Raw genomic sequence first — 25,190 nt, forward strand, 5'->3', positions numbered from 1 at the left:
AGACAATTAATTGAATTATCGCAGAGAGCCGTTTTCCTCCATAGCAGGAAGACGGCTCTCTTTCGTTGTTCCTGTTTTACGGGAATTTATATCAAAAGGCTTGACATAATGCGGTTTATTTGTGAGAATATAAGGGTAATTTTGATAATGATAATTATTATCAAAAAAATGAAATGCCGAAAAGGTGGGGATAGGGTGCGGATCCGCAGTAAGCTTATGGTGGTCGTCTTTTTCTTTGGCTTCATGCCATTGGTCAGTTTGTTCTGGTTTGCCGGCCGGACTGGATTGGAGGCTCATAGCGGTTTCCAGTATGCCATGACCATGACGTTAATCGGGACTATTCTTGTGGGTTTATTTACCCCGGGACTGGTCAAACAATGGATTTTCGGCAGCAAACTGGAAAATATGCAGCAGTTCTGCCAGGCGGTAAAGGAAGGTCGGTACGATGTGCACCTGCCGGTGGGTAACTCCACCAATGACCAGCAGGATGAAAATGAGTGGCAGGTCTTGATGCGTCATATGAACTGGATGGCTCACTGCATCAAGGTGAATGCCGCCGACCTGCAGCAGGCCGTCGATCATTTGCGGGAATCACAGCAGGAAATCCGTCTACAAAGGGACGAGCTGGAACAGGCGCAGGTCAGGCAACTGGCTGTGCAGGCCCAGCTTGAGCGGAAGACCCAGGATTTATCCGAGATGGTCGGTAAAATCCGCAATCTGCTGGATAACGCCGGACAGGGCTTTTTGACCTTTGCCGGTGATTTGAAAGTGGCCGGCGAGTATAGCGCGGAATGCGTCATGCTGTTCAACCGGGAAATCGGCGGTGAGTTTGTGCCGGCCCTGTTTTATCCCGGCGACGAGCAGCAGCAGAATTTTCTCAAAGCACTGTTTAATAAAATTTTTAAAGAAGAGGATACCTTTTTACGGGACAATTATATTTCCCTGCTGCCGGAGGAAATCCTGTTGGGCGATACATATATCAAGGCGGCCTATAAGCTGATTCAGTCGCCGCTGGAGCCCTATGGCCGGCAAATCCTGCTGATCCTGACCGATGTTACCGAGCAGCGCTGCATGGCGGAACAGATTGAGCAGGAACGGAATATCCTTTCCATGGTGGTTCATGCCGTAACCGGCTACCACGAGTTTTCCAAGGCAAGACAGGATTACGGCATTTTTTGCCGGGAGGAGCTGTCGGCGATTCTGGCGTCCAGCCGGACGGCAGCAGAGCGGGTGGATATGATTTTCCGGGCGGTGCATACCTGGAAGGGGATTTTTGCTCAACTGGATATGCAGACGCTGGCCGCCAGGCTGCATGAGCTGGAGTCGCAGCTGGAAAAACTGCGAAATCTGTTGGAAAACGATCTGGCTGAGTTTGAACTTACCCGGCTCTTTACCCGTTATTCCCCGCTGGTTTTATACGGCTGGCTGGAAGACGAGATCAGGCTGCTGACCAATGTCTTGGGCGAGCGGTTTTTCCAGGAGGAGGACAAAATTATTATCGAGGCCGGCCGCTTAAAGCAACTGGAGGAAAGGGTGCTGCAAATCCTGCCGGCCGGCCAGGCCAAACGGCTGCTGTCGGAGCTGCGCCGCCTTCGCTATAAACCGTTTACCGATTTACTGCAAAGATATCCGGAATACACACTGTCGCTGGCGGAACGGTATAATAAGCTGCTGCGACCGGTGATTATTCAGGGGCAGCCGGTTTGGCTCGACCCGGACCGTTATTACGATTTTGCCAAGACGCTGATTCACGTATTTCGCAATGCCGTCGCCCACGGTCTGGAAACACCGGAGGAACGTTTGGCGATGGGCAAGGAGGAGTGGGGGCGGATTAGCTGCAGCATCAGAGAGGAGGACGGCCGTCTGGTGGTTGCCATTAGCGATGATGGCCGGGGGATGGATGAGCTGGCCATTAAGGAAGTCGCCATTCAAAAAGGCGTGGCCAGGCCGGAGCAGCTACAGGGCCTATCCCGGGAGGAAACGCTGCGGTTGGTGTTGGCCGACCGGTTTTCCAGCGCCGCAACCGTGGATGAGCTGGCCGGACGCGGGGTAGGGCTGTCTGCCGTATTGGAAGAGGTCGATCGCCTGGGCGGGCAGATTCATATTGTCAGCGAAGAGAAAAAAGGTACGACCTTCACGTTTGTCCTGCCATTGGAACCGTTGGAACTGCCGGAAGGCTTTGACGTAACGTTTTTTGCCGAACAACTGCAGCACCAGACCGGCAGGTACTTGTCCGAGGAATACCGGATACAGGTGGAAGCAGTACAGGAGTTGGCCGCGGAGTGCAATATGATTCCCATGCAGGAGCTCAGCTCGTTTATCGACTTTCAGGGCGCCTGGCCTGGCCGGGTGATGTTTAGCAGCAGCGCCGGTTTTGCCCGGCAACTGGCCGGCGATTTTTTGCCTGACGGCCTGGTTGCCGAAGAGCAGCAGATGCTGGTGGAAAGCGTGTTTTCCGAAGTCTGTAATACAATTGCCGGCAATGCACTGCAGCTTTTGCCCGGCGGTCAGGTGCCGCTCAGCATGGGAACCCCTGTTACCATCTGGGCGGAGGGTGCTTCGGCCAAATATGCCGCTGCGGCCGTTCGCCTGTGGCAAATACAGACAAACGCAGGACCGATTGCATTGAGTTTAATATCCTTAACCAAGGAGAGGGAGGACGCATATGGCGCAAGTACTGGTGGTAGATGACGCATTGATCATGCGTAGAACGATTGGTGGCATGTTAGAAAAAAACGGGCATACCGTAGCGGCGGAAGCCGGTAATGGCGTGCAGGCTGTGGAAGCCTACCGGCAGCACCGGCCCGATCTGGTAACTATGGATATTACCATGCCTGGGATGGACGGCATTGAAGCGCTAAAGCAGATTGTCGCCCTGGACCCGGCAGCGAGGGTGATGATTGTCAGTGCGCTGGGACAGCAGCACAAGGTGTTTGACGCCTTGCAATACGGGGCTAAAAGCTACATTCTTAAACCTTTTAAGGAAGAACGGCTGATTGGTGTAATCAATGATATTTTGGAAAACCGGACATGCGGTGATTTTGTTTCCGAACGGCTGGGCAACCGGATGGCTGAGCCGGAGGACAAGCTGCCGCCCGGCGTGGATTTAGCGGCTATTTCCCTGCCCCATACTGCTGCCTTTGCTGCGGAGGAGGATAGCGAGAGCTTAAAAGTCACGGTAGTCCGGCAATTTGTGCAGCGGGATTTTGCCGAATTGTCCCGGTTGACGGCGGAGCGGGCCGCCAGCGGCGCCGGGCAGTTCAGCCTCGATCTTACGAAGTGCCAGGCCGTTCATGACGGCGTGGCGCCAGGTTTTGCCGACCTGCTGGAAAAGCTCGCGCTGGCAGGTCTGCAAGTGCGGGTCAGTTGCCACACTCAGGACTATTTGCGTTTTTTCCGGAATGTACCTGCTCTGGGAGCGGTTGAGTTTATCTTGCTGAAAAAGTGAAAATAATAAAAAAAACAGGGGATGCGTAGACGGTGGAGGTTTATGTATACCCTGTTGTTTTTGCATATCTGCATAAAAACTTGTATTTTCGCTTAGTATTTGGTATATAGTAACAGAAAAGCAAAATAGCCGGCTCTATCGCCGCGATGGGGATATGGCCGGTGGGGGAGGCGGGTTGGTGTGATTACAGATGGTGAAATCGCCTTACGGCTGCTGGTGGCCGGTATCCTGGGAGGAATTATCGGCTATGAACGGCAGGCCAAGCATAAGGCGGCCGGGCTTAGAACACACACGCTGGTTAGTATCGGGTCCTGCCTGATTATGATCCTGTCCATCAGTCTTTACGAAATGGTCCAGGGGAAAACCAATGCCGATCCGGCCCGGCTGGCGGCCCAGGTAGTGAGCGGCATCGGTTTTCTGGGAGCCGGCAGCATTATGAAAGAGGGACTTACCGTCAAAGGATTAACCACGGCGGCCAGTTTATGGGTTGTTTCCGGCGTGGGACTGGCGGCGGGAGGCGGTTTTTATGTCAGCGCGTTGATGACTACCGTATTGGTGTTTAGTATTTTGGTTATTTTGACCCGCATGGAGGCAAGACTATACAGTAAGCAGTTTATCAATATAGTTGTCACCAGCGAGGACCGGCCGGAGCAGATCGGGGCTATTGGGGCCTGTCTTGGCGGTCATGGGGTCAGCATCCGCGACCTAAAGATCGAAGAAAACAATCATCATCTGCTGTTTCATCTGTTGCTGCAATTGCCGGATAAACACAATATGAACTGTATACTGGCTAATTTGGCGGCGATATCCGGGGTAAAATCGGTGGCCTGCGATTCGGCGGGAATGGTGCGGGAGCATGAACTGCAGTAAAATTTTTGTAAAATGTATTGACAAATGACACATGTCCTGGGATAATGTATTCAATGTTACAAACTTGCCTAACAGATAGGCAGGTTTGGTGAAAAGTGATGACTGGGATAAATCAACAAAGCTTGCTGCAGAGAGCCGGTGGCTGCTGTGAACCGGTGCAACCTGTTGAGATAGCTCACCCACGAACTCCTTTATTGAGGCCGCATTGCGGTTAGATAAAGGCGCCTGCCGGGCGTTGACCGGAAGTTGGCTTGAAGAGCCGGCGTTTGAGTACAGTGTAGGGTGGTACCGCGGTTTAACCGCCCCTATTGACGAAAGTCAATAGGGGCGGTTTTTTGAATTGGAAAAGGAGGGATACGGTGAGGCAGGTGTTATCCATTCTGGTGCAGAATCAGCCCGGCGTGCTGGTCAGGGTTGCCGGCATGTTTTCCCGGCGGGGGTTCAATATTGACAGCCTCACGGTCGGTGTAACCCAGGACCCGGAGTACTCACGCATTACGGCGGCCGTTTGCGGCGATCAGTCCGTAGTGGATCAGGTGACCAAGCAACTGGAAAAGCTAGTGGAAGTGGTGGCTGTGCAAAGTCTGTCACAGACTTCTTCTGTCACCAGGGGAATGGCCTTATTAAAGGTCCGGGCCGGCGACAAGCGTACCGAGGTACTGAAGCTTGCCGAGGTATTCCGGGCTAATGTGGTGGATGTGCAGGAAACGACCCTGACCCTGGAGATTACCGGCGACGAGGATAAAATCAATGCACTGGCGGATCTTCTTGTGCCATACGGATTGTTGGAAATGATCCGTACCGGTCTTATCGGTTTGGCACGGGGTGAAAATACAATATATCAATACGAGGAGAGATACACTCATGACGAAAATGTACTATGATCAAGATGCAAACTGGGAAATGATTCAACATAAGACGGTAGCGGTTATCGGTTACGGCAGTCAGGGCCATGCCCATGCACTTAACCTGAAAGACAGCGGCGTCAATGTGGTCATTGGTCTATATAAAGGCAGCAAATCCTGGACCAAGGCCGAACAGGAGGGACTGAAAGTGGCGCCGGTTGCCGAAGCCGTGGCTTCCGCCGATATCACGATGATTCTGATTCCCGATGAACGGCAGGCTCAGGTATACCGCACCGAAATCGCCCCCAACCTAAAGGAAGGTTCGGCTCTGGTATTTGCTCATGGCTTTAACATTCATTTCAATCAAATCGTGCCTCCCGCTAATGTAGACGTGTTTATGGTAGCACCGAAAGGCCCCGGCCATTTAGTACGCCGCGTATATCAGGAAGGCAAAGGCGTGCCCTGTCTGATGGCTGTGCATCAGGACTATACCGGTAATGCCCAGGAAACCGCGTTGGCCTACGCCCGCGGTATTGGCGGTACCCGCGCCGGCGTTCTGGTTACCACGTTTAAGGAAGAAACCGAAACCGACCTGTTTGGCGAACAGGCCGTACTGTGCGGCGGCGCCAGCGAATTGGTGAAGGCTGGTTTTGAAACGTTGGTGGAAGCCGGTTATCAGCCGGAAATTGCCTACTTTGAGTGTCTCCATGAACTGAAACTGATTGTTGACCTGATGTATGAAGGCGGCTTGGCAGCTATGCGCTACTCAATCAGCGACACAGCCGAGTATGGTGATTACATGATCGGTAAACGCATTGTAACTCAGGAAACCCGGGCGGAAATGAAAAAAGTTTTGTCCGAAATTCAAAACGGCGTATTCGCCAAGAATTGGATTTTGGAAAATCAGGCAAACCGGCCGGAATTCTCCGCCACTCGGCGAAAAGAAGCGGAACAGCAAATTGAAGTGGTTGGTAAAAAACTACGGTCCATGATGTCCTGGCTGAAAAAGTAAGATTAGGGAACCGCTGATTTAATGAGCCTGCTAGCCTGGCGAGAGATTTTTTCGGCTGACAAGGAACTAAACCGCAGGAATAGCGGTCACTATTTCAAGGTTTTGCTGACGCAGTCAGGCGGAAAAAGATCCGCCAGGATGCGCGGTGTGAATAAATCAGTGGTTCCCTAGTACGGATAGGACGGTATAGCGCCATGACGATATGAATGCTGCGAAGCTTTGCTGACTTTTCGTTCATATCGTCTGGCGCTTTCCATTTTTGAATATATTAACGAAGAGAGGGATGCAGATGGATATACCCGTGATAAAAATATTTGATACCACGTTGCGTGATGGGGAACAGACGCCGGGTGTCTGCCTGGAAGTGGATGAAAAGCTGGAGATTGCTCAGGCTCTCGCCAAACTGCGGGTGGATGTCATTGAAGCGGGCTTCCCTATCGCTTCCCCCGGTGATTTTGCCGCAGTCAGTCAGGTTGCCGCCAAAATAAAAGGCGGACCGGCGATTGCCGGGTTGGCCCGGGCCGGGCAGAAAGACATCGATGCTGCGGTCAACGCACTGAAGCAGGCTGAACGGCCCCGGATTCACACCTTTATCGCCACCAGCGACATTCACATGGAATATAAATTAAAAATGAGCCGGGAACAGGTATTGGCCAGAGCCGAAGAGGCTGTACGCTATGCCCGGAAGTTTGTGGAGGATGTCGAGTTTTCTGCAGAAGACGCTTCCCGTTCCGATTGGGACTTTTTGTGCCAAATTTATACGGCGGTCATCGACGCCGGCGCCAGCACCATCAATGTTCCCGATACAGTGGGCTACACTTCGCCCAGCGAATTCGGCGCGCTCATCAAATACATCCGCGACCATGTCCCCAATATTCACCGGGCCGCCATCAGTGTTCACTGTCATGATGATTTAGGCATGTCAGTAGCCAATTCGCTGGCGGCGATTGAAAACGGCGCCACCCAGGTGGAATGTGCCATGAACGGGCTGGGCGAACGGGCCGGCAATGCCTCGCTGGAGGAAATTGTGATGGCCCTGCACACCCGCAAGGAATTTTACAAGGCCGAGACGCGGATCGACACGACGCAGATTTATCGCACCTCCCGGTTGGTCAGCACTCTGGCGGGTATTTCCGTGCCGCCCAATAAGGCGGTTGTCGGCGAAAACGCTTTTGCCCATGAATCGGGGATTCATCAGCATGGCGTGCTCAACAACTCGCTTACTTATGAAATCATGCGTCCTGAAACGGTCGGAATTAGCCGTAATGCCATTGTGCTGGGCAAGCATTCGGGCCGTCATGCTTTTGAGGACCGGTTGAAAGAACTGGGCTTTGAACTGGACAGTGATACCGTCAATATGCTGTTTGTCCGTTTCAAAGAACTGGCTGACCGTAAAAAGATGGTGTTTGACCGTGATATTGAAGCGCTGGTCAATGAAAAAGTGAGCTTAAAACCCGAATGGTACCGCCTGTCTTATCACCATGTGGTCAGCGGCAATCAGATGCTGGCTACGGCGACGGTGCGGCTGGAAACCAGCAATGGTGTGGTCGAACACGCCAGTTGCGGTGACGGACCGGTCGATGCGATGTTTAAAGCTATCGAGGCAGCCGTAGGTTTTAAGGTAAGCCTGCAGGACTATACTATTAAAGCCGTTACTTCCGGCGAAGATGCCCTGGGCGAAGCTATTGTCTGGGTGGAATGCGATGACCGTTCCTTCAGCGGCCGGGGCTTAAGCACTGATGTCATTGAGGCCAGCGCCAAGGCTTATGTCGGTGCCATCAACAAAATGCTGGCTGTCTGCGGTGTACCGGAGACAAGTAACGAAACCGGTATACGGTAGTCACCGGCAGCAAACTAGACAAAAAATAACGCAACGCCGCGTTTGGTCTGACCGGACAGCTATCCGGCTGGAAATAAGAACGACGACAGCTTGCCGATGACGCCGTAAGGGCCGGATGCAAGTTGAAAAAGAGGCGGTTGGAAAACCGTCTCTTGCTGTAAACGGGCAAGGGGGGATTGGCATGAAAATATCCGGTGCAGAGGCAGTTATTAGATGCTTATTGGAACAAGGGGTGGATACGGTATTCGGTTATCCGGGAGGAACGGTGCTCCCGCTGTATGACGCTCTCTGCGATAGTCCTGCCCTGAAGCATGTGCTTACCGTTCATGAGCAGGGAGCCGCCCATGCTGCCGACGGGTATGCCCGGGCCAGCGGCCGGGTGGGTGTATGTATTGCCACTTCCGGGCCGGGGGCGACCAATTTGATTACCGGTTTGGCCGCAGCCTATATGGACTCGATTCCGGTAGTAGCCATCACCGGTCAGGTGGCGACCGGCGTGATCGGCCAGGATGCTTTTCAGGAAATTGATATTGTCGGTATGACCATGGCGATAACCAAGCATAATTTTCAGGTCAAAGACGTGCAGAAACTGCCGGAAATCATCCGGTATGCCTTCCATATCGCCCGCGGCGGCCGGCCGGGTCCCGTGCTGGTTGATATTCCCCGCGACATCCAGAGCGCCAAACTGGATTTTTACGAGGCCCCGCCGTCACCCGGTCGTGAGTGGCAGGTTCCCGGCGGGATGGAAAGAGAGTTCCGGGAAGCCGGTGCCATCATTCAGGAGGCCCGGCGGCCGGTTATTATTGTCGGCGGCGGCGTCATCCAGGCGGAGGCGGGCGCCGAAGTGCTGGCCCTGGCGGAAAAGTGCCGGTTGCCGGTGGTAAGCACCTTAATGGGCCTGGGTGCTTTTCCGGCTTCCCGTCCGCGCTTTTTGGGCCTGACCGGACTTCATGGCCATAAGGCGGCTAACAGTACCATCCATTATGCCGATACCATTCTGGCTGTCGGCTGCCGCTTCAGCGACCGGGTGACCGGTGATCGCCGGCGGTACGGTGAGCAGAAAAGCGTGATTCACATTGACGTGGATCCGGCGGAAATTGATAAAAATGTCATGACTCATATCGGCCTGCCAGGGGATCTGAAGAAAATATTAAGCTGTATTACCGAGTATGCCCAGCCGGGTCCGGTGGATAAATGGCTCAATACCATCCGGTCCTGGCAGGAGGAATTTGCCCCCGTGTATTCCGAAGCCAGTCTGAATGCGCCCTGGATTATGCAGCATATGGCGGAAGAAACGGCCGGTCAGGAATTTGTCTTCGCCACCGATGTAGGACAGCATCAGATGTGGGCGGCGCAGCACCTGAAGCTGGAAAAGCCGCGGACCTGGCTGACTTCCGGCGGGCTGGGCGCTATGGGCTACGGTTTGCCTGCCGCCATGGGGGCCCAGTTTGCCGTTCCCGGCAAGCGGGTTATCCATATTGCCGGCGACGGCGGGATGAAAATGACCGGCAATGAGCTGTATACCATTGCCGCGCACTGTTTGCCGATTATTTCCGTCATTATCAATAATAGCGGGCTGGGGATGATCCGCCAGATGCAGCATGCTCTGTATAATAAGCGGTATTCTGCCTGCTGTTTGCCGCCCACGGTCGATTTTACGCTATATGCCAAAAGCTTTGGCGTCGACAGTGTGGCGGTCAATACGGCGCAGGAATTTAAAGGAGCCTTTGCCCAGGCGCTGGCCTCCCGGAGGCCCCATGTCATCGTGGCTAATATAGCAAAGACCGATTTCGTTACCCCCATGGCCATGCCGGGTTCAACGTTGAATAATTATATTGAGTTAGAATAAGAGATAATATGCCCTTTATGTTTTTGACGGATAGCGGTTATACCAGGGGAATTTTGCTTGTTTGCAGTACGGTTTGTATGATAGAACGGGCCTCCTTTTGGCATTGACCCAAAAGGAGCAAATGGTCTAGGCCTGTCCTCCAAAATACTTGAAAAATTGCCGGCTTACTAAAATCCGTAAACTCGCTTCGCTCAAACAAATACCCAAAGGGCACAGCGCGGATTTTCTTAACGTAAGCCGGCAATTTTTCATCCTGCGGAACGTATTTTTCCGGAAAAGGCCGAAGGGGAACGAAGAGAAACCGCCGCAAATTTTTATCGCGAAGTTATTCTTTACTTTTTTAGAAAAATACTGAATGAATATATGAAGAAAACAACAAAGGCCTCGCCGGTTAGGCGAAGCCTTTGTTGTTTTTATTGAATCGTTAGGAGAACTTTTGCAGTTGGCGGGCATCTTCGGCTGTTTGGCATACCTCTTCCAGCGATACGCCCAATGAGGCCTGAATGGCGGCGGTGATCGACCCTTCCACGAGCGGGGCGTTGGCAATTTTAACCCGCGCCTTGATCTCTTCGGGAATGAGTTCCAGGGCCGTTTCTGCCGATAAGACGGCGCTGCCCAGGTCAACAGTAATCAAGACGCCGCTGCCGTCGTCGGCAGCTTCAATGGCGGCGGCGATTTTTACAGCATCGGTGCCGATGCCATCGTCGGCCGTACCGCCGGCGGCAATGATTTTTTGTTCGGGATTGGCCATTTGATAGGCCATTTCACAAGTTCCTGCCGCAATTTTGCTGCTATGTGACACAATTACTAACCCTACCAAATTATTTTACCTCCTGCCGGTTTACAAAGTCGGACAGTATTTCCAGAAGCAGGCAGAGAGAGGTGGCTCCCGGATCCTGATGTCCCAGGCTGCGTTCGCCAAGATAGCTGGCCCGTCCTTTGGTGGCAATGATGGTTTTGGTGTACTCCACGCCCTGGCGGGCGGCCTCGCAAGCCATTTCCAGGCAAACAGGCAGGGGTTTCCCTTCGGTCAGGCCTCTGTCATAGGCTACGCAAGCCGGTTCCAGCGCATCAACCATTGTTTTTTCGCCGGTTGTGGCTTTGCCGCGGTCCTTGATTCCCTGCAGTGCCCCGGCCAGTATGTTGCCGAGAAGAGCGGCGGCGGGCAGGCCGGCGCTTTTGGATGCCTGATCGGCCGCCCGTAAAAAGGCTGTGCCGTACAGCGGACCGGAGGCACCGCCTACGGTGGAAATTAGTGTCATTCCTACCGTTTTTAAGATAGCCGGCAATTCGGCTTCCGGTGGCAAAGTCCGGACTTTAGTTGCTACCGCTTCAAAGCCGCGGGCCATATTGATGCCGTGGTCGCCGTCGCCGATGGCGGCGTCCAGCGAGGTCAGCCATTCCTTTTGCGCAAGTATTTTTTCTTTTGCTGCGTCGATGAGCGTTAACATAGCAGTATTCATGTACCTTGGGCCTCCTTTAGATTTGGACAAGAGCGGGGGTGTCAGCCGTAGCCAGCAGCAGCTCTTTTAATTCGCTATCCAGCTTGAGCAGGGAAATGGAAAAACCGGCCATTTCCAGGGATGTCATATAATTGCCGACATAGGTTTTGACGGTTTTAATACCCTGGTCTTTAAGAATTTCGGATACTTTTTTGTTTACAATATATAATTCCATGGCCGGTGTGCCGCCTAGGCCGTTGATGAGTACAGCAACTTCCTCACCGGCTTTGACAGGCATATCCTGCAGAATTTTGTCTACCAGATAAGTGGCAGTTTCATCAGCCGTACGAAGCGTTTCGCGGTGTGTGCCCGGTTCGCCGTGAATACCCATGCCTACTTCGACTTCGTTGTCGGCCAGGGTAAAGCTCGGTTTTCCTGCCGCCGGAACGGTGCAGCTTGACAGGGCGATGCCAAAGGAGCGCACATTAGCGATGGTTTTTTCGGCAATTCGTTTTACTTCGGCCAGATCGGCGCCTGCTTCGGCTTTGGCACCGGTCAGCTTGTGAACCAAAATCGTGCCGGCAATGCCGCGGCGGCCAATCGTCCAGGTGCTATTTTCTACGGCGACATCGTCATTGACGATGACTTTTTCCACCTGTATACCGTCAGCCTGAGCCATTTCGGCGGCCATTTCGAAGTTCATGACGTCGCCGGTATAGTTCTTGATGATTAGGAGGACACCCTTGCCGGTATCGACGGCTTTGACTGCTTCATATACCTGGTCAGGAGTGGGTGAGGTGAATACGGCACCGGCAACAGCGCCGTCCAGCATCCCTTTGCCGACAAACCCGCCATGGGCCGGCTCGTGACCGCTGCCGCCGCCGCTTACCAAAGCGACCTTATTCTCCGGTTTTACCGCGCGGACCAATACACTGGTTCCTTCCACTTGCTTGACATATTGCGGATGAGCGGCTGTGATACCTTGCAGCATGTCCTGTACTACTTCTTCCGGAACATTAATGATTTTTTTCATGCGAACGGCCTCCTCGTACTTTGTGTTATGCTCTAATTAAAGTGCCGGCGTAGCGGCACCAAACCAGACAAAAATAAATCGCAGGGGAAAACCTTTGGCAGCCAGTCCCAACGCTTAGATGCAAAATCCAAGCTCCTTCTACTAACGGGCTATATGCCGGACTAAGAACGGGAGCCTGGATTATCTCTGTTTTGCCAGGTCATTATTTTTTTGTATGATATCCAGACTGTAGTTTTGGAAAATTAGGAATATTTGCATAGCATAGTCACTATTAATTAGATAATATTATCTAACATATGAGGTGTCAAGACGTTTTATCAAAGAACTTTTCCTTTATATGTAATCTTTCTCAGTTATTTATCAGTATATTCACTCAATTGACGGTTCAAAGTGAAAAATAGAGATATTGAAGGCAGGAAAAATGTGCACCTTTGGAGAAAGGGTGTAATAACGTCATAATAATCATATTTATTATTGTAACACTATGTTATTACACAAAGAAGGAATGTGAGGGGATGGGATTGCAGGTTCCTGGAATTTTAAAGACGATTGTCAATGGACCTATTATTCCGGCAGTTCGTACAATTCAGGATTTTAAGTACGCTATGTCAAATACCGCAGCTCCGGGAGTTATTGTGCTGTTCGGGGATATTAATACGGTGTCAAGTCTATTGGAACAGGCCAAACAGTACAAAAAGCGGTTGATCTTACACCTGGACTTACTGGAGGGAATTGGGAGGGATAAGCCGGGTATTAATTTTCTGGCCCGTCAGGGAGTCTCGGCCGTGATCACCACCAAAACGCAAATTGGCAAAATGGCCCATGAAGACGGTATGATTGTTATTCAAAGGCTGTTTTGCATGGACTCCGAGGCTGTGCGCACAGGAATTCAGGCGGCGAAGGCTCTTAAACCGGATGCCATTGAAGTGTTGCCGGGGATGGTGCCGCGTTCGGTTGTTCAGCGGCTGCTGTCTGAAGTTGGCCGTCCTGTCTTGGCCGGTGGCCTAATGCAAACCGAAGAGGAAGTCGTTGAGGCGATCAAGAACGGAGTCTATGCTGTCAGCACAAGTAAACGGGAGTTGTGGAACTTCACTTATCCTGACAAAGGCCAATAAGACATTGCCCGGTCATCTGGAATCATTAGTTTATACATAACAAAAAAATAAATATATATTGTGTACGTTTATGCACTAGGAGACACTTCTTAAAACACTTAAGATAGTTAGCTGTTTTAAAGAGTGTCTCCCTTGTTTTTTGTGGGCGCTTACTGTTGGAAAAGAGAGAGGGAGGAGAGCGGGAAGCCATTAAAATTACCTTTTTCCGGGACTTTTTTGTAAAGAAATAAAAAAATTATAATTTTTTTAAAATTCAAGCAGGAATTCAAAAGTGTATACAGAATAATCTTAGTATTGAAAAAATGCTTTCTCTGAAAATTAAAATTGTTTGTTGGAACGTTTGTTCAAAAAAAGGCCATAGAAAATGGGGTAAAATGAACATTTTTGAGTAGAAAGATGTCATTTGTGCATTTTGATGTGTTCAGGGAAAAGGCAGGACCGAAAGACTGAACGTCTGTTCAGTGTATGAACCAATATTAATATCTGGGACGCTAGAGTACTAGAGAAGTCCGAAAAATAGTTTGGTTACGCCATGCTTATTTTTCGGATTTCTTTTTTCGAAAAGCTGGTAAATTAAGTATTTAAGAAATTTTACTAAGATTTTTAAAAAATATCTGACTGAATTGGTTAAGATAAATTTGAGAAGGATATGAAGGTTGCATGTAATTCAGGTAACGGGAAGCGGCTTTGTGCAGAGCTTCTTTGATACAAATTTACAGGAAGGGAGGATAGTTGGGTATAACGGTTTGGAAGTCGGAATTATAAAAATTATTGAGGAGGAAATACGATGACTAACTTGTTAGGCGAATTCCTTGGAACTGCAGTACTGATTATTTTTGGTGCAGGCGTTGTTGCAAATGTGTTGCTCAAAGACTCCAAAGGTCAAGGCAGCGGGTGGATTGTTATAACCACAGGCTGGGCTCTTGCTGTATTTGCCGGTGTTTTCACTGCTGTATCCCTTGGTGCTCCGCAGGCGGACTTAAACTGCGCGGTTACGTTGGCTAAATATCTGAGAGGCGGAATTTATACTCTGGATCAGGCGATCATGACGATGGTAGTGCAGACGGTTGGCGCTATTGCCGGATCGGTTGTTGTTTGGTTGGCTTACCTGCCGCACTGGGAAATTACTGAAGATCCCGGTCTCAAATTAGGCGTATTTGCTACCGGCCCGGCTGTTCGGGACTTGAAAGCAAATCTTCTGACAGAAATTATTGCTACCTTTATGTTGATGTTCAGCTTCTTTGCTCTGTTCTCCCCGGCAGTAGGTGCTATCCCTCCGGGAGTTGGCCCTTACCTGGCTGGCATGGTAATCTTTGCTCTTGGCTTGAGCCTTGGCGGACCTACCGGTTACGCTATGAACCCTGCCCGTGACCTGGGACCTCGTATTGCCCATGCTATTTTGCCGATTGCCGGTAAAGGATCTTCCGATTGGGGTTATGCCTGGGTACCGGTTGTAGGACCGTTCGTTGGTGCCGCAATTGCCTATGTATTCGCTAAGGCCATTGGTCTTATCTAAGAAAGTTGTTTATAAATGTAACACCCTTATGATGCTGGTTTATAATCTTTAGTTCAAACTAAAAAATATAAATACAAGGGAGTAGATGAACATGGGTAAAAAGTACGTTATGGCGTTGGACCAGGGAACAACTAGCTCGAGAGCAATTATATTCGACCATGAATCTAATATAGTTGCCGTGTCGCAAAAAGAATTTACTCAGATCTTCCCTAAACCGGGCTGGGTTGAACACAATGCGGAAGAAATCTGGAGCACCCAGATTGGCGTAGCTGCCGAAGCCGTTGCTAAAGCCGGCCTGCAGCCGACGGACATTGCCGCTATCGGTATCACCAACCAACGGGAAACAACCGTTATCTGGGACAAAGCCACTGGCAAACCGGTTTATAACGCGATTGTATGGCAATCCCGTCAGACCGCTTCCATCTGCGACGACTTGAAGGCGCAAGGTCTGGAACAGACTTTCCGCGATAAAACCGGTCTGGTTGTTGACGCTTACTTCTCCGGTACGAAAGTAAAATGGATTCTGGACAATGTGCCCGGCGTGCGGGAAAGAGCCGAAAAATGCGAATTGCTGTTCGGCACCATGGATACCTGGTTAATCTGGAAATTAACCGGCGGTAAAGTGCATGTAACTGACTACTCCAATGCATCCCGTACTTTGATGTATAATATTAAGGAATTGAAATGGGACGAAGAACTGCTTGCAGCTCTTACCGTTCCTGCCTGCCTGCTGCCGGAAGTTCGTCCTTCCAGTGAAGTATATGGCAAAACCGATCCCAGCGTATTCCTTGGTGCAGAAGTGCCCATTTCCGGTGCTGCCGGCGACCAACAGGCTGCTCTCTTTGGTCAGACCTGTTTTGAAGAAGGCATGGCTAAGAATACCTATGGCACAGGCTGCTTCATGCTGATGAATACCGGCGATAAGCTGTTCAAATCGAACAACGGTCTGGTTACCACCATCGCCTGGGGTCTTGACGGCAAAGTGGAATATGCCCTGGAAGGCAGTATCTTCGTAGCCGGTTCGGCTATTCAATGGCTGCGTGACGGCTTGCGGATGATTGAAGACGCTCCGGATTCCGAATATGTAGCTGCCAAAGTAAAAGATGATGCTGAAGGCGTTTATGTAGTACCGGCCTTTGTTGGTTTGGGTGCTCCGTACTGGGACATGAAAGCCAGAGGCGCTATTCTTGGTTTGACCCGCGGTGTAAAACGGGCTCATATCGTTCGCGCTACTTTGAATTCACTGGCTTATCAGACCAAAGATGTATTAAGCGCCATGGAAGCTGATTCGGGCATTAAACTGCAGGCCTTGAAGGTAGACGGCGGTGCCGTTGCCAACAATATCCTGATGCAGTTCCAGGCTGACGTTCTGGCTGTTCCGGTTGACCGTCCGCAAATCATTGAAACGACCGCTCTGGGCGCCGCTTATCTGGCCGGTTTGGCTGTTGGCGTGTGGCAAAGCAAACAGGAGCTTGTGAAGACCTGGAAACTGGATAGATCCTTCGCTCCGGCTATGGACGTTAGAGAAGCTAAAAAACTCTATAGTGGCTGGCAAAAAGCAGTAAAACGTTCGATGGACTGGGACGAAGAATAAAATCCTTCCTATATTAATGAAAACCTTCTAAGTAATTTGTAACAGCTAAAAGGTATAAGGCGGTCCCGATACATGTGGAGTGAGGGGCTGCCTTATACCTCTAAAATTTGTTACAAGTTTTCTGAAGGTTGACACTTGTTAAAAATATTATATTGCAGGATGACGAATTTTATTATATTATGTTTATAGAAACAAGTACTACAATAAGCAACAATTATTGCTATAATATTGGGGACATGAGAGTTGAAGAGAAGTCCAGGAGATACACTATGGAGGCATAGTTTCTTTTGGGACTTTTTTTTGTTATGAAATCATTACGTTCATAAACAGGGCAAGCTGAAGAACCGGTTATTATTCTCAGACAAGTTTATACTATACTATATGGAAATAAAGATTATTGAGTCATGACGCTAGTACCTTGCGTGACTTAAAGCATGAGAAAAACTTGTAAGGATTTTTTGACTCCCAAGGCGGCGGAGCGTGCATAGCTGACATATGTAAGGCGACGACAACGAAAAGGGAAAGAAAAGACTGCAGGATCTCCGTGTATTTAAGTGACGCAAGGTACTAGGCTAGTGCTATGGCTGAAAATCTTTTTTTATAAATCATATCATATTATTAATGTTTGTCAGACAGACGAAAGGAGTCTTATTAATGCAGCAGACGACAGTTGTGGTTATTGGCGGCGGCGCTACCGGTGTGGGTGTGTTACGCGACTTATCGATGCGCGGTGTAAAAGCCATTTTGCTGGAGCAACGCGATTTAGTTTATGGAACCAGTTCGCGGTTCCATGGCCTGCTTCACAGTGGCGGCCGTTATGCCGTAAAGGATGCCGAGTCGGCACAAGAATGTATTGAAGAAAATATGATTCTGCGCAAAATTGGCCGGCACTGTGTGGAGGAAACGGAGGGTTTCTTCGTTCGCCTGCCGGAAGATGATGCAAGCTTTGAAGCAAAATGGGTGGAATCCTGTAATAAAGTAGGTATCTCTACCATTCAAATCAGTCCGGAGGAAGCAGTTCGCCTCGAACCCAACTTAACCAGCCGGGCTTTGTCGGTATACCGGGTGCCTGATTCGGCGGTTGACGGTTTTCGTCTGGCCTGGCAAAATGTCATGTCGGCTAAACGGTATGGCGGTCAGGTGATGACTTATACCGAAGTCATCGGTATTGAACAGGCCAATGGCCGGGTTACCGGGGTGAAAATCCGCAATACCAGGACCGGCGAAGAAGATCAGATTGCCTGCGAATGTATTGTCAATGCAGCCGGTTCCTGGGTAGAAAGAATTGTGGCCATGGCTGGACTGCATGTTAATGTAAAACCGGACCGCGGTACTTTGGTTGCTTTTAACCATCGTTTCACCAGCCGGGTGGTTAACCGTCTGCGTCCTCCTTCGGATGGCGACATTTTTGTGCCCCATGGTTCCATTACTATTTTGGGGACAACTTCCGAAGCGGCTGAACGTCCTGACGACACCATTCCGCGGACCGAAGATGTTATCAAATTATTGAAAATTGGCGAAGGCCTGTTTGAAGATATTTATCATTACCGTATTTTACGTGCCTTCTCCGGTACCCGGCCGCTGTACAGCGCCAATCCGGAAGCGGCAGGCCGGAATGCCTCCCGTAACTTCACCATTATCGACCACGCCAAAGAAGGTATGGAAGGCCTTGTTACTATCGTTGGCGGCAAGCTGACTACCTATCGTCTGATGGCGGAAAGAATGACCGATGTGGTCTGTAAGAAGCTTAACGTGACGGCCCAGTGCCGTACGGCGGTGGAACCGTTGGTGGAAGATCAGCCGGCGGAAAAAATTGCCGAGGCTAAGAAGTACTTCCCTTCTTATGGCACCAAAGTGGCTATGTCCCGTTTGGGAACCAAGTTCGACAATGTGGTTAACCGTATGAAAGCGAAACCGGAAACCCGCCAATTGGTCTGTGAATGTGAAATGGTTACGCTGGCCGAAGTGGAAGAAATGGCGGCAGAGGATACCAGCTATGATTTGGACGATATTCGCCGTAAGACCCGTATGGGTATGGGAACCTGCCAGGGTTCATTCTGCGGCTTCCGCAGCGTTGGTGTCGTGGTTACCAATAATCTTTTGGACAATGATAATTCTTCCGAATTGCTGCAGGGCTTCTTGCAATCCCGCTGGAGCGGCATCCGGGCTGCGCTGTGGGGCAACCAACTGCGGGAAATGGAATTAATGCGCGGGATTTATCAAGCGACTTTAAACATAGATGGGGAGATTTCATCATGAAAGAATATGATGTAATTGTTATGGGAGCCGGCATGTCCGGTCTTGTAGCCGCAGCCGCCGCCGTTAAACGCGGTAAAAAGGTCATGCTGATGGCTAAAGGTACAGGCGCTGTTGCCTTTGGTAGCGGCACTGTCGATTTGCTAGGGTATTTGCCTGATAAAACGATGGTAACTGATTTTAATTCCGGACTGGCTCAATTGCCGAAGACACATCCGTATGCCCGTTTGGGAGCGGAAAAAGTGGCAGCAGCAGCCCAGTTCCTGTCCGATATCTGTAAAGAAGAAGGCTTTGAATATGCCGGCGGTCTGGATAAAAACTCCTTCTTGCCGACAGCCGCCGGAACGTTAAAACCGACCGGCCTGATTCCGAAAACCATGGATGCTTCGGTGATTGAACAAGCCGAGCAGGTTGTGGTGGTAGGTTTCGAAAAACTGAAAGATTATTATCCGCAGGTCATTGCCAAAGGCTTGGCCCGCATTCCCGGTTATGATAAAAAGTATGAAGTAGTCATGGTTGACATTAAGCAGGACGAACAAGGACGGGACTTCAACGCCCTTGACGTAGCCCGCTGGATGGATTCGCCGGCCGGCCGGAGTCAGTTTGTCAGCCAGCTCAGAGGTGTGGTGAAACCGGGTGCGGTTGTTCTGGTGCCGCCGGTTCTGGGCAGCAAACCGACCTATGCCGTTCGTGATGAACTGGAAGGACTTTTAAAATGCAAGCTCGTGGAACTCTTAGGCATGCCGCCGGGAGTAACCGGTTACCGTTTGCGCAGCCTGCTCATGAGTTATGTTAAGAAAATGGGTGTTGCCGTGGCCGAACAGGTGAATATTACCGGTTCGGTTGTGGAAAATGGTGTATGTAAAGGAGTTATCGTCAGTTCAGCGGCCCGGGAACATACCTTCTATGCCAAAAGCTTTATTCTGGCTACGGGCGGGTTCTTTGGCGGCGGCTTGATTTCCGAGCCTGGCACGGCTTATGAGCCTATCTTCAAATTGCCGCTGGCCGGTGATATGGACCAGGGCAACTGGGGTGACCCGAAGCTGTTTGCTGCTCACGGTCAACCTTTCGCTCAAATTGGTATCAAAGTGAATGATAATTTGCAACCGGCAGATGATAATGGAAACGTGCTTGTGAGCAATCTCTTTGTGGCAGGACGTAATCTGCCAGGCTATGATTATTGCCTTGAAAAATCCGGCAACGGTGTGGCAATGGCATCAGGCTACCACGCCGGCATGTCGGTCTAAAAATTAAGGAGAGAATATCATGAAAAAAAATCAACATGTACCTGACGAGTGCATTTCATGTACTTCTTGTGTCGCGCATTGTCCGGTAACGGCCGCTACTAATAAATTCCGTGGGCCGAAATTGGTTGGCCCTGCCCTGCAAAGATTCCGTTACACCGGTGACGAAACGGATATGGAACCTTCCCTGGATTATTGCTCCAACTGTAAAAACTGTGATATCAGCTGCCCCAGCGGTGTACCGATTTCTACGCTGAACGTATTGGCCAAAGCGGAATACTATAAGACCCATAAACACAGCCTTCGTGACTGGATGCTGGCTCATGGGGAATTGATGGGCAAACTGGCGACGCCGTTTGCTTCCATGACCAACTTTGCCTTGTCCAACCCGATCAACAAAGCGCTGATGAAACGGATCGGCATTACCGACCAGCGGGCCTTGCCGGCTTATGCCAGCAAGAGCTTTTACAAACAGTTTAAGAATCTGAAACAGAAGCCGAGCGATAAGAAAGTCGTCTTTTATCCTGGCTGTTTCATAAACTATAATGATCCTCAGGTCGGTATGGATTTTGTGGCCGTCATGCAGGCTGCCGGCTATGAAGTCATCGTACCGGAAGAATTTGTCTGCTGTGGTACGCCGATGGTGGCCAGCGGGTTCCTGGCTGAAGCGGAGAAAAATGCCCATGTCAATGTTAACGAATTAAAGAAGTGGGCTGACCGTAAGATTCCGGTGGTTACCTGCTGCACAAGCTGTCATTTGATGCTGCAACAGGAATATCAGGAGCTGTTTGATATCCCGGGCACGGAAGAAGTTGCCCAATATCTGTACAATGCTACTGAGTTTTTGCTGGATCTATACAATGAAGGAAAATTGAACCTGAAATTCAAACCGATCAAGGAACGGATTGTCTATCATGCGCCGTGCCATTTGCGGGCCCAGGGAATTGGCCGGCCGAGCATTGATCTGATGGAAATTGTTCCCGGTCTGGAAGTCATTGATGCCGATGCCGGCTGCTGCGGTATTTCCGGCAGCTATGGCATGAAGGAAGAAAAATACGATATTTCCATGAAAGTCGGCAGCGCTTTGTTTGAAAAGATCAAAGAAAGCAAAGTCAACCTGTTGGCTTCCGACTGCGGCACCTGCCGGATGCAGCTTACCCATGGCTCCGGACTGAAAGCCGTTCATCCGATTACGCTCATCAAACAGGCAATCGCTTAAAAATTATAAAGTAATAAAGAACAATGCCGTTATCCGGTTGAGGTTCAGCCGGACCTCGCGGATAGCGGCATTTCCTTTGTTGCAGTTTGCTTGTATAAAGCCAGGAAATCCAGGAAAAAATAGTAGTGATTCCTTATAAAATTTTGTTTAAACAAGAAGGATTTGCTAAGTTTATGGCGAAATGATCATAAGTGAAGAGAAAAAGTTATACTATGGAAAATGTGGTTGGATAAATTTTTTTGATAATGATGGGACGCATTATTCCCCTATGGGACAGAAAACGTCCCGGAGGGGACATGGCCTTGGAAAAAATTGTGCAACTGCATCGCAAGTTTGCTCCTGATTTAATACACACGATGGAAGACCGGTACAACATTCTGCGTAACATCCGCTACAATGAGCCGATTGGCCGTCGGGCGCTGGCCGGCATACTGGGCATTGGCGAACGGGCGGTCCGGGTTCAGGTGGATTTTCTTAAAGAAGCAGGATTGGTTGAATTTTCGCTGATGGGCATGCGGGTGACGCCGGAAGGGGAAGCCAGTCTGCAGGACATTGGCGAATATGTGCGTCTGTTGCACGGATTCTCTTCGCTGGAACAGGAATTATCACAAAAGCTGGGTATCAAACGAGTGATTGTCATCCCCGGCGACAGTGACACCGAACCGATGGTGCAGCGTGAACTGGGCCGGGTGGCAGCCGGTGTGCTGGCAGAATATCTGAAAGATCACATAACCATTGCGGTTAGCGGCGGTTCGACTATGGCGATGATTGCCGAAGGCATTTACGTCAAGCAGCCGACGACGACGGTTGTAGCGGCCCGGGGCGGTCTGGGCGAGAAAATGGAGTACCAGGCCAACACCATCGCCGCCAGAATGGCTGCCAAGCTGGGCGGCAGTTACCGCTTGCTGCATGTGCCGGAAGTGGTCAGCGAGCAGGTGGCGGAAGCTATTCTAACCAGTGACTCCAATCTGCCGGCGGTAGCGCAGATGATTAAAAAAGCGGATATTCTGGTCCACAGTATCGGCCGGGCAGAAAAAATGGCCCTGCGCCGCGGACTGGATAAACAGACCGTGCAGGAAATCTTACGCCGCGGTGCTGTTGGCGAAACGTTGGGGCATTATTGCACATTAGCGGGCAAGCCGGTCTATGTGACTAACAGTGTCGGTCTCCGGTTGGAGGATTTATCGGGAGTTGGTACGGTGATTGCCGTTGCCGGCGGCCGGGATAAGGCCGAGGCGATTGTGGCGGTAGTTCGGGCCGGACGGCAGGATGTGCTGGTACTGGATGAAGCGGCGGCCCTGGCGATCCGCGATCTATGTCGGTGTTAGCGGTTTTTTTATCAGTACTCTGTGATTCCTAAGATTACAGGATGAATTGCGTGAGATTTTTTGCTCAGCAAGGCGGAGGAGCCGCGCATATCGGGAATATGCAAGGCGACGACAACGAAGCTGAGTAGAAAATCTCACGTAAGAACACGGAAGTTTAGGGGTTGCAGAGCACTAGAAACCGTTAAGTATAAATAAAAAAATAAAAAAATATGGGGGTATTTTTACAATGGCAGTAAAAGTAGCGATCAATGGTTTTGGACGTATTGGACGTCTGGCATTTCGGCAAATGTTCGGAGCGGAAGGATATGAAGTTGTTGCAATCAATGACTTGACCAGCCCTAAAGTTCTTGCACACCTGTTAAAATATGATTCCACTCAAGGTACTTACGCATTTGCTGACAAAGTAACTGCAGGTGAAGACTCCATCACTGTTAACGGCAAAACCATCAAAATTTATGCAAAAGCAAAAGCTGACGAATTGCCTTGGGGCGAAATCGGCGTAGACGTTGTACTTGAGTGCACCGGTTTCTACACTTCCAAAGAAAAAGCTTCCGCTCACGTTAAAGCAGGCGCTAAGAAAGTTGTTATCTCCGCTCCGGCCGGTAACGACCTGCCTACTATCGTTTACAATGTAAACCATGACACTTTGAAAGCCAGCGACACTGTTATTTCGGCAGCTTCCTGCACCACCAACTGCCTGGCTCCGATGGCTTTGGCACTGCACAAACTGGCACCGATTAAGAGCGGTATCATGTCCACGATCCATGCTTACACTGGCGACCAGATGACTCTGGACGGCCCGCAGAGAAATGGCGACCTGAGAAGATCCCGTGCCGCTGCAATCAACATCGTTCCTAACTCCACCGGTGCTGCAAAAGCTATCGGCTTGGTTATTCCTGAATTGAACGGTAAACTGATCGGTTCCGCTCAACGTGTTCCGACTCCTACCGGTTCCACCACCATCCTGATTGCCGTAGTAGAAGGCGCTGTTACCAAAGACCAGATTAATGCCGCTATGAAAGCAGCTGCGACTGAATCTTACGGTTACACCGAAGACGAACTGGTATCCAGCGATATCGTTGGTATCAGATTCGGTTCGCTGTTCGACGCTACTCAAACCATGGTTGCTCCGCTGGACAATGGCACTACCCAGGTTCAGGTTGTATCCTGGTATGACAACGAAAATAGCTATGTGAGCCAAATGGTTCGCACCATTAAATACTTCGCAGAAATTAAATAAGTTGCAGCAAAACAATATCCCGCTTAAGGGATAGGGCGACAATTAATAGTATTAATTAACCAAAGGAAGGGTCACACTATATGCTGTGACCCTTTTTAGGAGGTAAGAACGTGAATAAAAAGTCTATCCGCGATATCGATGTAGCTGGCAAACGGGTATTCATCCGTGTCGACTACAACGTTCCCATGGACAAAGAAGGCAATATCACCAACGATACCCGCATTACGGCTACGCTGCCGACGCTGAACTATCTGTTGGAAAAAGGCGCTTCCCTGGTAATCGGCTGCCATCTGGGCCGTCCGAAAGGACAGCCGGTGCCTGAATTTACCGTAGCGCCTGTGGCTAAGCGCCTGGCTGAGCTGCTCGGCCGCGAAGTCAAATTCGCTCCCGACTGCGTGGGCGAACAAGCCGAAAAGATGTCTGCTGCGTTAAAACCCGGCGAAGTATTGCTGCTGGAAAACCTCAGATATCACAAGGAAGAAGAAAAGAACGGCGCCGAGTTTGCTGAGAAATTGGCCAAACTGGCTGATATCGGTGTAAATGATGCGTTCGGTGTGTCCCATCGCGCCCATGCCTCGGTAGAAGGTGTAACTAAGCATTTGCCGATGGTTGCCGGCTTCCTGATGGAAAAAGAAATTAAGTTTGTTGGTCAGGCGGTTGCCAACCCTGTCCGTCCGTTTGTCGCTATTATTGGCGGCGCTAAAGTATCCGATAAAATCGGCGTAATCGAAAATCTGCTGAAAAAAGTGGATACTTTGATTATCGGCGGCGGGATGGCCAATACCTTCGTAGCGGCTCAGGGCTATTCGACCGGTAAATCCTTAGTGGAAACGGAAAAGCTGGACCTGGCTAAATCTCTGATCGTTCAGGCTAAAGAACAGGGCGTCAATCTGTTGCTGCCGACCGACATGGTCGTAGCCGACAAGTTTGCCGCTGATGCCGAACACAAAGTAGTTGGCCTTGACGCCATTCCGGACGAATGGATGGCCTTGGATATCGGACCGAAATCGGCCGAAGCCTTTGCCAAAGCCTTGGAAGATGCTAAGACGGTTGTTTGGAACGGACCGATGGGCGTATTTGAAATGGATGCCTTTGCTGCCGGTACTAAAGCGGTAGCCAAAGCGGTAGCCGATTCAGATGCCACCAGCATTGTCGGCGGCGGCGACTCGATCGCAGCGCTGCAAAAAGTAGGCCTTTCCGATAAGATCACTCATATTTCCACAGGCGGCGGCGCCTCGCTGGAATATCTGGAAGGCAAAGTACTTCCCGGTATTGCCGCACTGCAGGATAAATAAGACTATCATGCTGCTTGTACCCCGCCTGGCGGCGGGGTGCAGCT

Annotated in this window: 19 protein-coding genes; 16 read left to right on the forward strand and 3 right to left on the reverse strand. The window is 50.5% G+C overall.

Annotated elements, in window-relative coordinates:
• Window positions 1-195: 195 nt before the first annotated feature.
• From F3H20_RS07395 to ilvB, 7 genes are all read left to right on the forward strand, one after another.
• Complete coding sequence (locus tag F3H20_RS07395) at window positions 196-2,691, forward strand: ATP-binding protein (protein ID WP_188128231.1); 2,496 nt, start codon at window positions 196-198, stop codon at window positions 2,689-2,691.
• Window positions 2,666-3,448 carry a response regulator gene (locus F3H20_RS20425; RefSeq protein WP_149734304.1) on the forward strand — a complete coding sequence of 261 codons (783 nt, stop codon included), beginning with the start codon at window positions 2,666-2,668 and terminating at the stop codon, window positions 3,446-3,448. Before F3H20_RS07395 ends, F3H20_RS20425 begins: the two co-directional genes overlap by 26 nt.
• A gap of 183 nt (window positions 3,449-3,631) precedes the next feature.
• A complete protein-coding gene (locus F3H20_RS07405; protein WP_149734350.1) occupies window positions 3,632-4,318 on the forward strand; it encodes an MgtC/SapB family protein in 687 nt (228 codons plus the stop codon).
• Window positions 4,319-4,677: 359 nt separating this feature from the next.
• A complete protein-coding gene (ilvN, locus tag F3H20_RS07410) occupies window positions 4,678-5,202 on the forward strand; it encodes an acetolactate synthase small subunit (protein ID WP_091744321.1) in 525 nt (174 codons plus the stop codon).
• Window positions 5,183-6,175, forward strand: coding sequence for a ketol-acid reductoisomerase (ilvC, locus tag F3H20_RS07415; RefSeq protein ID WP_149734305.1), 993 nt, complete (start codon window positions 5,183-5,185; stop codon window positions 6,173-6,175). The genes ilvN and ilvC overlap by 20 nt, the downstream gene beginning before the upstream one ends.
• 289 nt (window positions 6,176-6,464) lie before the next feature.
• Complete coding sequence (locus F3H20_RS07425; RefSeq protein WP_149734307.1) at window positions 6,465-8,015, forward strand: 2-isopropylmalate synthase; 1,551 nt, start codon at window positions 6,465-6,467, stop codon at window positions 8,013-8,015.
• A 181-nt stretch (window positions 8,016-8,196) separates the two neighbouring features.
• Window positions 8,197-9,864 (forward strand): biosynthetic-type acetolactate synthase large subunit, encoded by a 1,668-nt coding sequence (gene ilvB / locus F3H20_RS07430; RefSeq protein ID WP_223191668.1) that lies wholly within the window; start codon window positions 8,197-8,199, stop codon window positions 9,862-9,864.
• A 424-nt stretch (window positions 9,865-10,288) separates the two neighbouring features.
• On the opposite strand, the gene dhaM is transcribed toward ilvB, so the two are convergent.
• From dhaM to dhaK, 3 genes are read right to left on the reverse strand one after another with little or no spacing between them, the layout of a single operon-like run.
• Window positions 10,289-10,684: a dihydroxyacetone kinase phosphoryl donor subunit DhaM gene (gene dhaM, locus F3H20_RS07435; protein WP_091744314.1), complete on the reverse strand. Its 396-nt coding sequence runs from the start codon at window positions 10,682-10,684 to the stop codon at window positions 10,289-10,291.
• Window position 10,685: 1 nt separating this feature from the next.
• Entirely contained in the window at window positions 10,686-11,327 is a 642-nt protein-coding gene (gene dhaL, locus F3H20_RS07440; protein WP_149734308.1) for a dihydroxyacetone kinase subunit DhaL, read from the reverse strand.
• A 16-nt stretch (window positions 11,328-11,343) separates the two neighbouring features.
• Window positions 11,344-12,339, reverse strand: a complete 996-nt coding sequence (dhaK, locus tag F3H20_RS07445) for a dihydroxyacetone kinase subunit DhaK (RefSeq protein WP_149734309.1) — start codon at window positions 12,337-12,339, stop codon at window positions 11,344-11,346.
• Between the two features lie 515 nt (window positions 12,340-12,854).
• On the opposite strand from dhaK, the gene F3H20_RS07450 reads away from it, so the two are divergent.
• The 9 genes from F3H20_RS07450 to F3H20_RS07490 all read left to right on the forward strand — a co-directional run bounded on the left by F3H20_RS07450 (window position 12,855) and on the right by F3H20_RS07490 (window position 25,146).
• On the forward strand, window positions 12,855-13,454 hold the full coding sequence (locus F3H20_RS07450; protein ID WP_149734310.1) for a glycerol-3-phosphate responsive antiterminator: 600 nt from the start codon (window positions 12,855-12,857) through the stop codon (window positions 13,452-13,454).
• 787 nt (window positions 13,455-14,241) lie between these two features.
• Window positions 14,242-14,970: an MIP/aquaporin family protein gene (locus F3H20_RS07455; RefSeq protein ID WP_149734311.1), complete on the forward strand. Its 729-nt coding sequence runs from the start codon at window positions 14,242-14,244 to the stop codon at window positions 14,968-14,970.
• Window positions 14,971-15,061: 91 nt separating this feature from the next.
• Window positions 15,062-16,564 (forward strand): glycerol kinase GlpK, encoded by a 1,503-nt coding sequence (glpK, locus tag F3H20_RS07460; protein ID WP_149734312.1) that lies wholly within the window; start codon window positions 15,062-15,064, stop codon window positions 16,562-16,564.
• Between the two features lie 654 nt (window positions 16,565-17,218).
• Window positions 17,219-18,823, forward strand: a complete 1,605-nt coding sequence (gene glpA, locus F3H20_RS07465; RefSeq protein WP_149734313.1) for an anaerobic glycerol-3-phosphate dehydrogenase subunit GlpA — start codon at window positions 17,219-17,221, stop codon at window positions 18,821-18,823.
• Window positions 18,820-20,067, forward strand: coding sequence for an anaerobic glycerol-3-phosphate dehydrogenase subunit GlpB (gene glpB, locus F3H20_RS07470; RefSeq protein ID WP_149734314.1), 1,248 nt, complete (start codon window positions 18,820-18,822; stop codon window positions 20,065-20,067). The genes glpA and glpB overlap by 4 nt, the downstream gene beginning before the upstream one ends.
• A gap of 19 nt (window positions 20,068-20,086) precedes the next feature.
• Window positions 20,087-21,283 carry an anaerobic glycerol-3-phosphate dehydrogenase subunit C gene (locus tag F3H20_RS07475; protein WP_149734315.1) on the forward strand — a complete coding sequence of 399 codons (1,197 nt, stop codon included), beginning with the start codon at window positions 20,087-20,089 and terminating at the stop codon, window positions 21,281-21,283.
• 302 nt (window positions 21,284-21,585) lie between these two features.
• Window positions 21,586-22,611: a sugar-binding domain-containing protein gene (locus tag F3H20_RS07480; protein WP_149734316.1), complete on the forward strand. Its 1,026-nt coding sequence runs from the start codon at window positions 21,586-21,588 to the stop codon at window positions 22,609-22,611.
• Between the two features lie 226 nt (window positions 22,612-22,837).
• The gene (gene gap / locus F3H20_RS07485; protein ID WP_091744294.1) at window positions 22,838-23,851 is read left to right on the forward strand and encodes a type I glyceraldehyde-3-phosphate dehydrogenase; all 1,014 of its coding nucleotides are present in this window, start codon (window positions 22,838-22,840) and stop codon (window positions 23,849-23,851) included.
• Between the two features lie 110 nt (window positions 23,852-23,961).
• On the forward strand, window positions 23,962-25,146 hold the full coding sequence (locus tag F3H20_RS07490) for a phosphoglycerate kinase (RefSeq protein ID WP_149734317.1): 1,185 nt from the start codon (window positions 23,962-23,964) through the stop codon (window positions 25,144-25,146).
• Window positions 25,147-25,190: the final 44 nt, after the last annotated feature.

It is taken from the genome of Propionispora hippei DSM 15287 (assembly GCF_900141835.1).
GTDB lineage: Bacteria > Bacillota > Negativicutes > Propionisporales > Propionisporaceae > Propionispora > Propionispora hippei.

Coding starts and splice junctions, on each gene's coding strand:
- F3H20_RS20425 (WP_149734304.1), top strand. CDS start 2,666: ATGGCGCAAGTACTGGTGGTAGATGACGCATTGATCATGCGTAGAACG.
- ilvC (WP_149734305.1), top strand. CDS start 5,183: ATGACGAAAATGTACTATGATCAAGATGCAAACTGGGAAATGATTCAA.
- F3H20_RS07425 (WP_149734307.1), top strand. CDS start 6,465: ATGGATATACCCGTGATAAAAATATTTGATACCACGTTGCGTGATGGG.
- ilvB (WP_223191668.1), top strand. CDS start 8,197: ATGAAAATATCCGGTGCAGAGGCAGTTATTAGATGCTTATTGGAACAA.
- dhaL (WP_149734308.1), bottom strand. CDS start 11,327: ATGAATACTGCTATGTTAACGCTCATCGACGCAGCAAAAGAAAAAATA.
- dhaK (WP_149734309.1), bottom strand. CDS start 12,339: ATGAAAAAAATCATTAATGTTCCGGAAGAAGTAGTACAGGACATGCTG.
- F3H20_RS07450 (WP_149734310.1), top strand. CDS start 12,855: ATGGGATTGCAGGTTCCTGGAATTTTAAAGACGATTGTCAATGGACCT.
- F3H20_RS07455 (WP_149734311.1), top strand. CDS start 14,242: ATGACTAACTTGTTAGGCGAATTCCTTGGAACTGCAGTACTGATTATT.
- glpK (WP_149734312.1), top strand. CDS start 15,062: ATGGGTAAAAAGTACGTTATGGCGTTGGACCAGGGAACAACTAGCTCG.
- glpA (WP_149734313.1), top strand. CDS start 17,219: ATGCAGCAGACGACAGTTGTGGTTATTGGCGGCGGCGCTACCGGTGTG.
- glpB (WP_149734314.1), top strand. CDS start 18,820: ATGAAAGAATATGATGTAATTGTTATGGGAGCCGGCATGTCCGGTCTT.
- F3H20_RS07475 (WP_149734315.1), top strand. CDS start 20,087: ATGAAAAAAAATCAACATGTACCTGACGAGTGCATTTCATGTACTTCT.
- gap (WP_091744294.1), top strand. CDS start 22,838: ATGGCAGTAAAAGTAGCGATCAATGGTTTTGGACGTATTGGACGTCTG.